We start from the raw sequence: 13,351 nt of genomic DNA, 5'->3' as shown, positions 1-13,351 counted from the left end.
TCACGGCGCATAGTTATCCGTCTGCTGTTGAGACTTTCAACGTTCTGGCCATATTCCAGGACAGTGACCACTCTCCGGTATCTCGCGGGATGTCACTGAGTCGCTATCGAATAGCGTGCTGACACCCGACAGGACGTTCGTGAGACGCCCCGTCGGTAGCCACGGATACCGCCACGAAAAAACGAGTTCAGTTACTGACAGAGCGACGCGACGTTACAGATCTCGAAGTCGAATCCCGTCTTCGACCAGCCGAGCGTTTCGCTCGCGGTCGATATACTCGGCGAGTTCATCGTGGTCGTGGATCTGAGCAATTACGTCCGCGTAGAGCGTCCGCCACGCGATCGCGTAAATCGGCGACTGCCCCCACGCCCGTAGCTCCGGCACGAGGTCGTCGTAGGTCTCGTATCGCTGCTCGAACCGGTCGAGCGCGTCGAGGACCTGACCTGCTGCCTCGCGGTCGTCATCAGCGGCCTCGAGCGCCTGATTGAGTCGCTGTTCCCAACCGGCCACGGCTTCTTTCATGTCGGCCTCGGCGACCTCGTCGTCCGTCGGCAATCGCTCGAGCAACGGTTCCGGAACGCCGAGTGAAATCGAGTCCATATGATGGTGTCCATCGGCGGCCCTCAAGAATCTGTAGGCCAGGTCGCAAACAGCACCTCGTCGACGAACTCGTCGTCGAGACGATAGTGATCCGCTCGGACGCCCTCGCGCTCCCATCCGTTGGCCTCCAGGAAGGAAATCGCCGTCTCGCTCGAACTCGGGACGCCCTGGACGACCTTCCGGTAGCCGGCCTCCCGAGCCCACTCGAGGCCGTGCTCGAGGAGCGTCCGTCCGATTCCTGCACGACGGTGTGACGGAACGACACCGACCGTCAACTCGGCCGTATGCGACCGCGAGTCGAGCGCCGGAACGTCGAGGTGGAGCCAGCCGACGATCCGAGTGTCGTCGGGTTCGTCGGCGGAGGTTGAAGTGGGGTCGGTCTTCGGGGTAGAGTCAGTGTCAGAGTCAGAATCGGAGTCAGCACCGGACCCGGCGTCAGCCGCCGTCGCAGAGTCGGTGCGAGGATCGAGCACCGCAGCAAAGCACATCCGCGACTGTGAGCCGTCCTCGGTCCCGTTAACCCGAACCAACGCCGGTGCTCGTTCGAGCCGCGTCGCGAGATCGGCCGCGACGACGTAACTCCCATCCTGTGCCACCGTCCGCATCGCCTCGAGAATCCCCTCCCGGTCCGGCTCTCGGGCGGTCCGAATCGTCACCGCCCCCGACTCGGTCTCGAGTTCAGTTGGCGATCCGGGAACCGAAACTCGGAGCGCCCCCTCGGTTTCGGTCAGGTACCCCTCGGCGAGCAGCGTCTCGAGACACGACTCCAGCGTCGACGGTTCGAGGGCCGTCTGCTGCGTATAGTTGCCCGATCGAGCCGGCTTCGAGTGCGCCGGCCCTGCATCGACCCGCACCGACCGGAGCAACTCCGCCCGCGTTGCCGTTCCGTGCCGGTCGACGAACTCGTAGACCGCCCGCTGAACGTCGTCGAACGAACTCGTCGGGTCGTCATCGGTGTGCATGGCCATAGTGGGTGCGCCATCGGGGACGGGTATGAGTGTGCGGGTTGCAGACGAAACCTGTTGTGTCCCGACGCGGCGTCTCGCCACGTCGAAAGACGTCCCACCTGTGACCATCCGACCAGCCCGTGACTGAACTCGATCCATTTCTATATCGCTTTATATGGTTTATCACTTATATCGATACCCGTCAGCGGGTGGGCTGTCTCTACTAGTGATATCACTGCTCTCGATGACCACTCACCGAGACCAACACCAAATTCGCACTCACCGTCAGGAGCAGCACACCGACCGGAAGTCCGAGGACGGGACTCGAACCGCGTATCTCGCTCACACGGAGCGAATCTTACCGTTAGACCACCTCGGACACGCTTTCGCCGTCGGAACACACACCTGCTACCCACTTCAGCCCACCTCTCGTTTTCATCAGCTGAAAAGACGTTCTCATAATTTGAGACGATCACTCTCCATAGTACCGGGCAATCTGCACTGAACTCGTGGCCGTTCGGTGACGCAATTACCGTCGCATCCGGAGGTAGAGTTCACGGCCGGCGGTCACGAATTTCCAGCGGAGTCCGTCGCCGCGTTCCCAGTAGAGATTCGGGACGAGTTCGCCGCCGAACCCCGCTTTGAACCGGAACAGTCCGCTTCGGAAGTCGCCGGTTGCTCCGCCGAAATCGTAGGTATCGTACCCGTTGTCGATCGCCCATCGGATCACGGCGTCGTAGAGCAGTTCCGAGGCGTGGTCGTCGTAGTATTCCTCCGGGACGGCGGCGAAGAAGCCGTGCACGGCGGACCGTTCGTCGTCGAGCAGTTCGAGGAAGCCGCCCGCGTACTCGCCGTCGAGCCGGAGGGTCAGGAGGAGCAACCGCGAGTCCATCGCTAAGAGGTCCTCGAAGAACGCGAGGGGGTAGGCGTCGCCGCCGATCTGTTCCATGTGTCGTTCGTACGCGCGGTGAAATCGTTCGAGCGTCGCCCGCGTGAGTTCTTCCTCGACGATTTCGTAGGGGTGGGCTTTGCCCCGTTCGATTCCCTTGCGTCTCGAGTCGCTCATTCCCGACCGGACCTGGTCGTACCCGTCCGTAAGGGAGAGGACGAATCGCCCCTTCGACCGTGCCGGTCGATACCCGTGCGAGCGGAGCACGTCGCTGTACTGGAGATACTCCGTATCGTGGGCCCGAATTTCGTGAACGATCGTCCGGCCGGTACAGAGCGTCGGAATCGTCTCGAGGATCGCATCGAGCGTCTCGGCGGTGTCGGTCGTAATCGCAGGGCCGCCAAATCCGGGGTACGTCGACCAGAGCCGTTGAAACGGAACTTTCGGGAGGTCGACGACGAAGTTCGGGAGGAGTCCGATCGGATTGCCGTCTTTGGTCACGACGACGTGGTTCGGCGTGTAGCCGAGCCCGGTTTCGATCGCCTCGAGCCACTCGTAGCGATGGAAGACGCTCGCCTGTTTCGCGTGGGAAACGACGTGATTCCACCGCGAGCGGTCGACGGTATCGATCGTTTCGTGGACCGTCACCTCGTAATCGGTGTTCGTCTCACGAGTTCGCTCGCCGATGCCCAGTCGCGTTCGACTGTCGAGTTTCGTTTTGACTGCCGAGAGAGTACCCATCAGTGAACGCTTCCAGTCAGTGACTTGTGGTCGTTTGTTCGCCCATCACGAACTGAACGGAGACACTACACTTAACACCGATTAGGTGCGCAGAGAGGCGATTGCTGCCCCACAGCGATGAGTTAGCCAGCAGTTGTTGCTATTCTCGATAAACTCTATTTCACGATATGGAACTGAGTGAATCGGTCTACCACTACTTCGGAGGTTGGTACACTATGACCCAGAATTGGTGAGAAACGAGCGTATCTCAGTGAGAACCAGGAGTCAACGAGTCCAGAGAGTGGCGTCGATCGACGGCTTTCAGTGTTTGAGACTGCAGTAGCTCTTCTCAGTTGGTTTTCTGGACATAGCTATCGCTCACGACCTGGCAGACCGATCAGTTTCAGCGAAGATCTTCGGTCGACAGGCCGGAAGTATTTTGCGACGTAGTCGACGAACTCGCCAGCCGTGAGATACGGTGAGAAGTCCACGATTTCTGTGGAAACACGTGCTTTGAGCAGGAGATCCGTTAGCCGCCACAGATTGTAGAGGAGTACCGCAAACACGAAGTAGAACGACCGAACGCGGTAATCCTTCGAACTCGTCGTCGCGAGAAAATCGTGCTTGACCGCCTTGTACTCATTCTCGATTTGCCAGCGATCGCTGTACCGCCGGCAGAACCCTTCTGCGTCGGTAGCAGAAACCGCCACGTTGGTCGCGAACACCGCAGCCCCATCACTATCCTCTGAAGAGGTTGGGACGTAGCAAAACCGCATCTCGTGACTTCCGTGCCCGACGTCTACCTGGGCAGTTTCGACTGCCACGTCCTCGCTGTCCGCTTCCATCTGTTCGAGGACGGTCGCTTCGGTCTGCATCGTCCGCTTTGGAATCAGGTAGTTCACGTTTAGATTCGACAGTGTCTGGACGGAAGTCAGTCTGCCAGTCGATCGTATTGAAGCCCGTCGTCTCCATCTAATCGACCGACTCGACTGGAGCCATGAAGAAGTGGTCGATCGAACAGTGAAGTAAAGTAGTCTCTATCCGGTAGAGAAACGAATGGCATTTGTGATGAATTTGTCTCTGCTGAAATCACTGACAGGAAATACATAAAGACCACCAGCGGTCAATACAGGTGACACAGGTATCGTTGTATTATAAAATCATTTTCCCATATTCAATTGGATGCGGGAAACAAAACTGCAGTGCCGACGGCGCACCTACGAAAACTGCTAGGAGGAATAGGGATGTATCGATCTCTTTCAGAAATTCTCTGTTCGGACATTCCACAGTCAAACTTGAATCCCCTTGGTTGTTGGGGTTCCTTTTGCAGTATTGATAGCTCCTTTTCCTCTGGGTGCAGAGGATATGAACGCATGCACCAAATTAGTGAAGTCCACTTTACGACTCACGGCAAGACTGAAAACCGGCAACTCATCGACCGATACATCTTAGATGCAGTCGAGAGACTCCCGCAGCAGGAGTTCTGCGATCACGCGGCGTTCATGCCCTTGACGCACGACGCAGTCGGTGGCGGCAACGTCTGGATCACGGTTGCAGGCGATATGGAAACTCTCGTTGATCACGAGTCCGACAATTGGGACGATTTCGTTGAAGAGGGGTTCGTGTCGGAATGGGACGTGACCGAGGTGACGGAGGACTGGTACGAGATGGCAGGAGAGCAGGGTGGAGAGTTACTACTCCAACTTCATCGCGTTGCGAATCAGGCGACTAAGGCCGCTTTCGAGGAATTCGAGACCCCACCAGCGCCAGTTGACACCTATCCGGAAGAGGAGTCAAAACACCCGGTCGGGTGGTGGATGGTGCTTGACACTATGTCGGGGCACCAAGAGTACACCTTTGAGGAAAGAGTGGAGGCATTCTTGTATGGGATTCGGCACAAGTACGAGGATGTTTCTAAGTTGGAATCGCCCGAGAAGGCGGCTCAGCAGATCGATGAGTGCATCCGATCACTCGAAACGCTCCGAAACGAGATGCAAGACTGACGAAATCATCGCGAAAAATTCGCACATCGACTGAATAGAGGGTTCAATCCAATTTGGCGTGGAAGAAAGCCGCGCATCAAAATCAGCTTCCGAAGTCGTGGTCTACAGAGTGGGCGTTTAGATCGTTACAACTCTCAACGCGAGTGGACTGCTGCTTGCCGTTGCGCTGCAGACAGTCGCGGTATCCGCTTTTGAGAGACTGCGAGGAAGTTCGAATTCGCACACCCACCTCATCTCGGAGCCGTTTTGCTGAATTGACGAACGGTTTCAGTTACACTGCGTTAGCGAAACGCCGGAGTGAAAAACCCAGTCGGGAACGTGCTCACTACTCGGTGATCGGTTGCCGAGTTTCGGTTTCACAGGCCGTACAACGGATGATGACCGCCGCCCGATCGTCGGCTACTGCGGACGTGTGGATGGTTTCCTCACTGCACTCCGTACAGTCCAGCAGGTACTCGATGTCTTCGGAATCGCGGGGTGCACCGAGTGCGAGCGCTGTGACCCGGTTCGACGAGTGATTCGTTCCACGCTGGAACTCTCCCGGCTCGAATCTGATGACCTCACCGGCACCAACCCGTACCTCGCCCATTTCCGTTCGGAACGTTGCCGTTCCCGTCAGAACGAAGAACACTTCTTCCTGATCGTGGTGGCGATGATAGGCGAAGCCGAAGCTCTCACCGGGCGCAAGTTCGAAATAGTTTATCGCAACTCCGCTTGTCCCGAGTGCCTCCGAGATCGGTCGGACGACGTCTGCAGGGCTGTTCGTCGGCGGAACGTCGACAGCGTCGATGACGATGTGTTGCATCGGTCGGACTACCACGAGACACGAGTTACGTCTGTCCCCGAGAACAGCAGGTCCGTTTAGGTACCAGTATCGGAAACGGAGCACCATCTCTTTCGTCACGGAACGCGAGCGGAGAGTATGGGCGGATCTCGGCGGGCGCAACCAGTCGGTCGGACGCGGGTGCCGATCTGGGCCGGCTACGCGGCCTGTCTGTGGGCAGCGGTGTTCGCCGCGATGAGTTTCTACTGGGCGCTCGGGGGAACTCTCGGACTGAAGACGATCGGTACGTTTGCGCAGTCACGAGATCCGACGTTCGTCGCACTGCTGTGGGTGACCGGGGCCATGAAGATCGGCGGCGGACTCGTTGCACTTGCGCTCGTTCGGCCCTGGGGTCACCGCGTTCCGCGTCCGCTCTTACTCGGTTGTGCCTGGGCGGGAGGTATCGGGTTGGCTTTGTACGGTAGCGGAAACCTCCTTCAGCACGCACTTATGGTGATCGGAATGTACAGCGTCCCCGACGCAATCGGTTCGATGACGGCAGTCTGGTGGCATCTCCTGTTCTGGGACCCCTGGTGGATCGGGGGCGGCGTGCTGTTCAGTATCGCAGCGTGGGGCTACACCACTAACACGCGCAACTGATGCTGACGTCGGTAGCGGGCTCCAGCGGAGCCAAAACGAACGTGGAACCATCCGAGGAAGGCACGGCTCTCGTCGCTCCGGTGGACGCTCCGAGTTCACCGTGCTCTCCGGCACCGACACCGTCGGTCTCCGTCTCTGTCTCTATGGGGCCATCACTTATTGTGATCGGTCAGCAACAGTGATAGTGTGATCGTCGACGGTCGAGTGCTCCGCGAGGACTTCGTCCCGAGCGAGGTCGTCCATCGCCACGACGAGGTGAACCTCCTTTCGGAGGCCCTGGAGCCGCTGCTCTCCGACCGCCGGCCCGATCCAGCGTTCCTGTTCGGCCCGACGGGCGTCGGCAAAACCTGCATCGCCCGCTACACGCTCGCCCAGTTGCACGAGCAGGACCCGGATGTCCGGGTCGCTTACGTCAACTGCTGGCAGGAATACACGCGATTTCGCGTACTGTACAGTCTTCTTGAAGCAACCGGTCGAACGACGGATATCCACCGATCGACGGCGAAAGACGAACTCTTCGACCGACTCGCCGAAGGGGATACCCGACCGATCGTCGCCATTCTCGACGAAGTCGACCAGCTCGAGGAAACCGCCGCACTCTACGACCTACACCGGTTACCTCACGTCTCGCTGGTGCTGATCGCCAACCGCGAGGAAGAACTCTTCGCCAGCTTCGACGACCGCGTTCGGTCGCGACTGCACGCCGGTACCCGAGTGCAGTTCGACCGGTACGGAACGGCCGAACTCCGCTCGATCCTTCGCGAGCGAGCGACGCAGGGACTCGAACCGGACGCGGTGACGACCGACCAGTTACAGACGATCGCCGATGCGGCCTCCGGCGATGCGCGCGTCGGGATCGGAATCCTCCGGTCGGCAGCACGCCGAGCGGAACGAAACGGGCGCGAGTACGTCACTGAGACCACGATCGAGGCGGCGATCCCCGACGCTCGAACGGCGATTCGGCGCAAGACCGTCGAGGGGCTTCCAGACCACCAGCACGTGCTCTATGACATCATCACCGATGCGGGCGAGATCGAGCCCGGTGAACTCTACGAGGCGTACGAACGACGGGTCGCAGAGCCAAAGACGGCGCGGACGCTACGAAATTACCTGACGAAGATGGTGCACTACGACCTGATCGAGTCAGTTGGCGAGCACCGCGGAAGACGGTATCGGCCCGTCGCAGACGGGGACGAGGGCGAGGAATCGGATCCTCCGACCAAGAAGTGAGGCGACGAACACGAAAGGGACAGCGGAGAAGCGGTGACGGCGGCGGAGGTGAGCACGGACCGTAACAGGGATTGCCACTATTCCAATCCGTTCCGACTGTCCGCGTAGACGGAGAGTCCCATCCTGTGGAGAGTGAACACTACATTTATCCCTGCCAGTCGATTTTGCAGTACTAGAAGCTGCAGTACAAACCGGCAGAGAAACGCGTTCAGGGTGGTTTACATGGGTGGATACCGGAAATCTGAGTTAGGTGCCAGACTGGGTATCGCGTCAGCAAACGCCGCGACAGGGGCGACAGGGACAACCCGCCCGCCCATGACTCGTTCACTGCGAGTTCAGAAGCGACGGCGACACGGATGGGCCGATGACTGACGGTCGAGCGGCCAAATCGATGCCGGTACAGATCCTGTTAGTAGAGGATAATCCGGGGGACGTTCGGCTCACCGAGGAAGCGTTCAAGCAGGGACGAATCGAGAACGAACTGCACGTCGTTTCCGACGGGGCCGAAGCGCTCGAGTACCTCTATCAGCGCAGTGAGTATGCGGACGCACCGCGTCCGGATCTGATCCTGCTCGATCTCAATCTACCGCGGACAGACGGGACGGAAGTGCTCGAAGAACTCAAGAACGACGCTGAACTCCATTCGATTCCGGTGATCGTTCTGACGAGTTCGCGAGCGGAGGAGGATATTGCAACGTCCTACGAGTTGCATGCAAACGCGTATCTGACGAAGCCGGTCGATCCTGACGAGTTCATCGAGACGGTACGAACCTTCGAAAAGTTCTGGTTTTCGGTGGTTCGGTTGCCGTCAGAGCGTGATCAGTAATGACAGAGAGTAACCCTGAGAACGAGCGCCGGAACCAGTCAGAAAGCGAAACGACGACCGGATCGGGCGGACGGGACAAACTCGATACCACGACCGCGATACCGGAGCAATCCGAGACGCTTCGAGCGTTACTCATCGAGGACAATCCCGGCGATGCGCGGTTGATCGAGGAAATGCTCCGGGATACGGAAGAACTCGCACAGCGGGTCAGTTCGTCCGAGTCCGCCGAGCAAACACCGGAGATAATCCGTGAAAGTCGGCTGGCAGACGGCCTCGAGACGTTCGAGCAGAGTGCCGTCGATGTCGTCCTGCTCGATCTGAATTTGCCGGACAGCCAGGGACTCGAGACGCTCGAAACCGTCTCCGAAGCGAGCGACACGACGCCAATCGTCGTGTTGACTGGTCTGCGGGACCAGCAAGTCGGTATTCAGGCGATCCAGCAAGGAGCACAGGACTTCCTCGTCAAAGACGAAGTGACGAGCGAGTTGCTGGTTCGAACGATTCACCACGCGATCGAACGCGCCCGCCAGGAGCACGAACGACGTCGCCAGCGCGAACAACTCGAGGCGATCAACCGCCTCAACGACATCGGTCACGACATCATCCACGCGGTGATTACCACCGAGACGCGCGCTGAACTCGAACAACGGGTCTGTGACCGGCTTACGGCATCGGACGGCTACCGCTTCGCCTGGATCGGCGAGGTCAATCCCGGGAGCGACGACATCGTCCCCAAGGCGGCGGCCGGCGTCGAGAACGGCTATCTCGAAGCGGTCGAAATCAGCGCCGACGAGGGGGAACCGACCGGTCAGGGGCCGGCGGGAACCGCAATTCGAACCGGGACGGTTCAGGTCGCAAACAACGTCGACAGCGACCCCGAGTTCGAGCCCTGGCGCGAGGAAGCCGAATCGCGCGGCTACCGGTCATCCGCATCGATTCCGATCATCCACGAGGACCTCATCTACGGCGTCCTCAACGTGTACTCCTCGTCCCCGCGTGCGTTCACCGCGCCGGAGACGCAGATTCTCGCCCGCATCGGCGACACGATCGCCCACGCGATCACCGCGATCGAACGCCGCGACGCGCTGGTCAGCGACGCCGTCATCGAACTCGAGTTCAGACTCGAAGAGATGGTTCCGGAACTGGTCGCGTTGACGGATACCGAGTCGTGGACGATTTCGATCAAGCAACTGATCCGGGGTGACGAGGCGCTGCTCGCATACGGGACGGCTCAAGACATCTCACAGGAAGCCTTCGAGGAGGCCATCGAGCGAAGCGAGGGCGTCACCGCTGTCAGATTCCTTTCCGTAAAGCGCGATGAGTTCGAGTTCGAACTCGTGATACCGGCTGCGGCGTCGCTGTTCGAGGCGATTGCGACCCACGGTGGCCGGGTCGAGTCGGCGACGATCGCGGATTCCGAGTTCAGATTCGTCGTCGAACTCCCGCGCGGCCGGGATACGCGCCAGATGATCGAACTGATCAAAGACCACCGGGACGATGCGACCTATCTCGCACAGCGAACGACGGAGCGGAGCGAGCGGGACGATTCGGGGTCGGGTGGATCGGGAGCCGGGCGGAGAATGATGGGTGTGCTCGAGGACGATCTCACGGAGAAACAGCGAGCGGCCCTCGAGACGGCGTACTTTGCGGGGTACTTCGACTGGCCGCGCGAGAGTACGGGCGAGGAGATCGCGGACCGCCTCGGCATCGCGCCGGCGACGTTCAATCAGCATCTCCGAACCGCAGAGCGGAAGTTTTTCGATTCGGCTCTCGGGGAGTAGCCCCGGCTTGCTGTTGTGAGTGGGTGAGGCGCGGCGCGATCGCCTACTGAGCGTTCAATCCGACAGCCTCGGCGAGCAGTTCGTGCGAGCGGAGCACGTCGTCGTGATCCGCGATGAGGTTCTGGACGATCACGTCGTCGACGCCGACCTGGTCGGTCAGTTCGTCGAGCAGCGTTCCCACCGTCTCCGGACTGCCGGACATCGCGCGGGGCCACTCGCCGGGCGGCAGCGACTGCGGTGTCGGGTCGGGGACGCCACCGAGTTCGTCGATCGCTTCCTCGACCGTCGGCGTCGATCCGGTAACACCGCGTTGCATGCGCTTGTAGGACGCCTCGGCGCTCGCCCGAAGGCGTGCGGCCTCCTCGTCTGTGTCGGCACAGGCGACGTTCACCGCGAGCATCCCCTTCGGTTCGTCGACCCCGGCGTCCGACGCGGCAGGATCGAAGTGCTCCCGGTAGGTCTCGAAGGCGCGCACGGCGAGGGTCGGCCTTATAAACGCTGCAAAGCAGTAGCGGAGCCCGAGTTCACCCGCGATTTTCGCGCTGGAGGGACTGGAGCCGAGCACCCAGATTTCCGGGACGTCCTCGGCCGAACGAGCCAGTTGGAGGTCGGCGTACGGATGGTCCGAACCGAACTCGTCGTAGAGGTGGTTGGCGGTTTCTTCGATCTTCTCGGCGTGGTCCTCGTCGGGGTTTCGCTTGCGTCGCTCGGTCCGAAGCGCGCGGTCGGCGGCGGGTTTGCCGGTGGCGCGTCCGAGTCCGAGATCGATGCGGCCGGGTGCGAGCGCGTCGAGCGAACTGAACGTTTCGGCGACCTTGAACGGGCTGTAGTGGTTGAGTAACACCGTTCCGGAGCCGACGCGGATCGCGTCGGTTTTGGCCGCGAGATGGGCGATCAGGACTTCGGGCGTCGTGCTCGCGATCGAGTCGGCCATGCTGTGGTGTTCGGCGACCCAGAATCGCGAGTACCCGAGTTCCTCGGCCAGTTGTGCGAGTTCGACGGTATTCTCGTAGGCCTCGGTTGCACTCGCTCCGTCGGGGACGGGTGCAAGATCGACAATCGAGAGGTTCACACCGATGATTCGGGGTGAAGGCCGAATAACTGCTCGCTTCTATACGACTGTGGGGAGGTGACACGGGGCGTGACACTGGTAAGCGAAGTAGCGAGCAGCAAACGCAGGTCAAAATGATCCGGGACCGGTTCGATCGGCCGGCCGGCGTCTCATGCACTCCGTGGTTCGCTCGCGGCGGCGCTCGTCTCGTCCATGTTCCGGCCGCCGATGGCGACGATACCCATCGAGAGGCCGGTCATGAAGAGGCTCACGCCGACGAGCAGGCCGATCGCCCAGGTCGCATCCGCCGGGAAGCCGGCCCAGAGCAGGACCGCCAGGGCGAGCGAGAGCACGCCGCTTGCGGCGACGGACATGCGTCCGGGCTGGTCCGCCATCCGCATCGACATCCAGAGTTCGGCGATGCCGTCGGCCAGCAGGTACGCGATAGCCAGGATCGTGAGCGTCAGGAGGCCGATAACGGGGTTTGCGAGCAGCAGGACGCCGGCGACGACGGCGACGATTCCGAGCGCGAGTTGCCAGAGCGAGCCGCTCCACCCGCGTGCGGTAACGGCGTGTGCGCCGTGGACGATGCCGCTAAGCACGAGCAGCGCGCCCAGTGCGATCGTCGCCGAGATCCCCGTCACGAGCGGGAACGCGATCGCGAAGAGACCGAGGAGGCCGACGACGGCCCCGGCGATGGCGAGCGTTCGCCAGCCGCGCTTGAGAGAGTAGCTGTGCGGTTCGTCGTCTGTAGTTACTGTGTTCGAGGACATTGCTGTCTCCGATAGGAAGTAGGGCGTGTAGGGAGATAAAACGCTTTTATATTTTGACAGTAATTCCCGAGAATGGACCGGTCCGAAAACTGGAGACACCGACAGATTGGGACCGAGAGATCACAGGTTAGGTCGCGGGTATCGACACTTCGTGTCGGTTTCAGAACTTGTCGAGAGCCCGGTCGATTACATCCGTGGCCCGCAAACCAACTCGTAATGGTCGAACAGGATGCGGACACGGACGAACGCGATTCTTCCTGTCGCTGTGATCTCTGTGGGGACCGAGTTCGGGTCGCGATCTATCGCGAGCATCTGCTCAAAGAATGCCCCGGTCGCTGATCGCTCGCGGTCGCCGGTGACTGTACTGCCGGTCGACGCGGCGGCGGGGAGACGGCGCGATGAACTCGCGACCAGTTCGCGGTCCGCTTGCGGTCGAGCCGTTCGGTCCGGCCGACGGCATCGGAACCCGTCGGACCGGTTAGTTCGTGTTGGTCACCGTGGATCGACGGTGAACTCGAGCAGTCCGAGGGCCGCCGCGCAGTCGGGACAGCAGGGCCGGCTGGTGGCTTCGTAAGTGCCTGTCACGCCGGGTCCCGGACGCGCGGTGAGGCGGATCCAGCGGTCGGCGTCGATGGGGCGGTCACAGCGGTAGCAGACCGTCTCGTTCTGTGCGTCGAGGTCGGTCGGATCCTGGGTGTGCGAATCGCAGGATATCGACCCGTCGGCCGGGCCGTCGAACTCTGCGGTCATCGACGCCGCCTCCGCTGGGGAGCGAGGATACAATCCGGTGCAGGTCCGTACGTGGAGCCAGACGGCTCCGTGCGCTGGTCGTGAGCGATAGCTATCCCTGTCCGTCGTGCGAGAGCTTTTTGTCTCGGTAGCAGTAATGGAAACATGGCAACCATTGCGAGCCGCAGTGGAAGCCACGTCTCGGGTGTTGTAGCACCCGGGGCATTTCGTACGCATGCCCCCGCGTATTCGTTTGGAGGTGACTTCCATTCTGACAGTTTCGCAAGGAGAGTAATATAACTACTGGAATTTCTGTGAAGAAAGTGGGCGGATGGGTGCCCTCGTTATCGTGCGGAGACGGGGGCGGTTCGTCAGTCGT

The 13,351-nt window shown here is 60.6% G+C and carries 13 protein-coding genes and 1 pseudogene; 6 read left to right on the top strand and 8 right to left on the bottom strand.

Annotated elements, in window-relative coordinates:
- Positions 1-213: 213 nt before the first annotated feature.
- The 4 genes and pseudogenes from C480_RS05430 to C480_RS05415 all read right to left on the bottom strand — a co-directional run.
- A complete protein-coding gene (locus tag C480_RS05430) occupies positions 214-600 on the bottom strand; it encodes a hypothetical protein (protein ID WP_006664618.1) in 387 nt (128 codons plus the stop codon).
- Between the two features lie 23 nt (positions 601-623).
- Complete coding sequence (locus tag C480_RS05425) at positions 624-1,568, bottom strand: GNAT family N-acetyltransferase (RefSeq protein ID WP_049903253.1); 945 nt, start codon at positions 1,566-1,568, stop codon at positions 624-626.
- A gap of 508 nt (positions 1,569-2,076) precedes the next feature.
- Positions 2,077-3,177: a GNAT family N-acetyltransferase gene (locus tag C480_RS05420; protein WP_006664616.1), complete on the bottom strand. Its 1,101-nt coding sequence runs from the start codon at positions 3,175-3,177 to the stop codon at positions 2,077-2,079.
- A 350-nt stretch (positions 3,178-3,527) separates the two neighbouring features.
- Positions 3,528-4,079 (bottom strand): annotated as a pseudogene (locus tag C480_RS05415) (transposase); the annotation flags it as partial.
- A 450-nt stretch (positions 4,080-4,529) separates the two neighbouring features.
- Between C480_RS05415 and C480_RS05410 the strand changes: the two are divergent.
- The gene (locus tag C480_RS05410; RefSeq protein ID WP_006664614.1) at positions 4,530-5,159 is read left to right on the top strand and encodes a hypothetical protein; all 630 of its coding nucleotides are present in this window, start codon (positions 4,530-4,532) and stop codon (positions 5,157-5,159) included.
- A gap of 325 nt (positions 5,160-5,484) precedes the next feature.
- On the opposite strand, the gene C480_RS05405 is transcribed toward C480_RS05410, so the two are convergent.
- Positions 5,485-5,964: a cupin domain-containing protein gene (locus tag C480_RS05405; RefSeq protein ID WP_006664613.1), complete on the bottom strand. Its 480-nt coding sequence runs from the start codon at positions 5,962-5,964 to the stop codon at positions 5,485-5,487.
- A gap of 117 nt (positions 5,965-6,081) precedes the next feature.
- On the opposite strand from C480_RS05405, the gene C480_RS05400 reads away from it, so the two are divergent.
- The 4 genes from C480_RS05400 (at position 6,082) to C480_RS05385 (ending at position 10,419) form a co-directional block, all read left to right on the top strand.
- Positions 6,082-6,582, top strand: coding sequence for a DUF3995 domain-containing protein (locus tag C480_RS05400; RefSeq protein ID WP_006664612.1), 501 nt, complete (start codon positions 6,082-6,084; stop codon positions 6,580-6,582).
- A gap of 186 nt (positions 6,583-6,768) precedes the next feature.
- Positions 6,769-7,812 (top strand): Cdc6/Cdc18 family protein, encoded by a 1,044-nt coding sequence (locus C480_RS05395; protein ID WP_006664611.1) that lies wholly within the window; start codon positions 6,769-6,771, stop codon positions 7,810-7,812.
- Positions 7,813-8,176: 364 nt separating this feature from the next.
- The gene (locus C480_RS05390) at positions 8,177-8,638 is read left to right on the top strand and encodes a response regulator (RefSeq protein WP_006664610.1); all 462 of its coding nucleotides are present in this window, start codon (positions 8,177-8,179) and stop codon (positions 8,636-8,638) included.
- Positions 8,638-10,419, top strand: a complete 1,782-nt coding sequence (locus C480_RS05385; protein WP_006664609.1) for a bacterio-opsin activator domain-containing protein — start codon at positions 8,638-8,640, stop codon at positions 10,417-10,419. The genes C480_RS05390 and C480_RS05385 overlap by 1 nt, the downstream gene beginning before the upstream one ends.
- Before the next feature lie 43 nt (positions 10,420-10,462).
- Here the strand turns inward: C480_RS05385 and C480_RS05380 are convergent, their stop codons facing one another.
- Both C480_RS05380 and C480_RS05375 read right to left on the bottom strand, forming a co-directional pair.
- A complete protein-coding gene (locus C480_RS05380) occupies positions 10,463-11,491 on the bottom strand; it encodes an LLM class flavin-dependent oxidoreductase (protein WP_006664608.1) in 1,029 nt (342 codons plus the stop codon).
- A gap of 149 nt (positions 11,492-11,640) precedes the next feature.
- Positions 11,641-12,243, bottom strand: a complete 603-nt coding sequence (locus tag C480_RS05375) for an HdeD family acid-resistance protein (protein WP_006664607.1) — start codon at positions 12,241-12,243, stop codon at positions 11,641-11,643.
- A 216-nt stretch (positions 12,244-12,459) separates the two neighbouring features.
- Here C480_RS05375 and C480_RS24490 point away from each other — a divergent pair, with 216 nt between their 5' ends.
- Positions 12,460-12,582, top strand: a complete 123-nt coding sequence (locus C480_RS24490; RefSeq protein ID WP_275040268.1) for a hypothetical protein — start codon at positions 12,460-12,462, stop codon at positions 12,580-12,582.
- 153 nt (positions 12,583-12,735) lie between these two features.
- Here the strand turns inward: C480_RS24490 and C480_RS05370 are convergent, their stop codons facing one another.
- Positions 12,736-12,993 (bottom strand): hypothetical protein, encoded by a 258-nt coding sequence (locus C480_RS05370; protein WP_006664606.1) that lies wholly within the window; start codon positions 12,991-12,993, stop codon positions 12,736-12,738.
- Positions 12,994-13,351: the final 358 nt, after the last annotated feature.

This window comes from Natrialba aegyptia DSM 13077, from assembly GCF_000337535.1.
Classification (GTDB): domain Archaea; phylum Halobacteriota; class Halobacteria; order Halobacteriales; family Natrialbaceae; genus Natrialba; species Natrialba aegyptia.
Note: the sequence above shows the minus strand (reverse complement) of the source record. Positions and strands in the feature narration are given on the sequence as shown.

What these genes read in the sequence shown, in the direction of transcription:
- C480_RS05375 (WP_006664607.1), bottom strand. Translation starts at nt 12,243, where the DNA reads ATGTCCTCGAACACAGTAACTACAGACGACGAACCGCACAGCTACTCT.
- C480_RS05420 (WP_006664616.1), bottom strand. Translation starts at nt 3,177, where the DNA reads ATGGGTACTCTCTCGGCAGTCAAAACGAAACTCGACAGTCGAACGCGA.
- C480_RS05385 (WP_006664609.1), top strand. Translation starts at nt 8,638, where the DNA reads ATGACAGAGAGTAACCCTGAGAACGAGCGCCGGAACCAGTCAGAAAGC.
- C480_RS05370 (WP_006664606.1), bottom strand. Translation starts at nt 12,993, where the DNA reads ATGACCGCAGAGTTCGACGGCCCGGCCGACGGGTCGATATCCTGCGAT.
- C480_RS05410 (WP_006664614.1), top strand. Translation starts at nt 4,530, where the DNA reads ATGCACCAAATTAGTGAAGTCCACTTTACGACTCACGGCAAGACTGAA.
- C480_RS05425 (WP_049903253.1), bottom strand. Translation starts at nt 1,568, where the DNA reads ATGGCCATGCACACCGATGACGACCCGACGAGTTCGTTCGACGACGTT.
- C480_RS05390 (WP_006664610.1), top strand. Translation starts at nt 8,177, where the DNA reads ATGACTGACGGTCGAGCGGCCAAATCGATGCCGGTACAGATCCTGTTA.
- C480_RS05430 (WP_006664618.1), bottom strand. Translation starts at nt 600, where the DNA reads ATGGACTCGATTTCACTCGGCGTTCCGGAACCGTTGCTCGAGCGATTG.
- C480_RS05405 (WP_006664613.1), bottom strand. Translation starts at nt 5,964, where the DNA reads ATGCAACACATCGTCATCGACGCTGTCGACGTTCCGCCGACGAACAGC.
- C480_RS24490 (WP_275040268.1), top strand. Translation starts at nt 12,460, where the DNA reads ATGGTCGAACAGGATGCGGACACGGACGAACGCGATTCTTCCTGTCGC.
- C480_RS05400 (WP_006664612.1), top strand. Translation starts at nt 6,082, where the DNA reads ATGGGCGGATCTCGGCGGGCGCAACCAGTCGGTCGGACGCGGGTGCCG.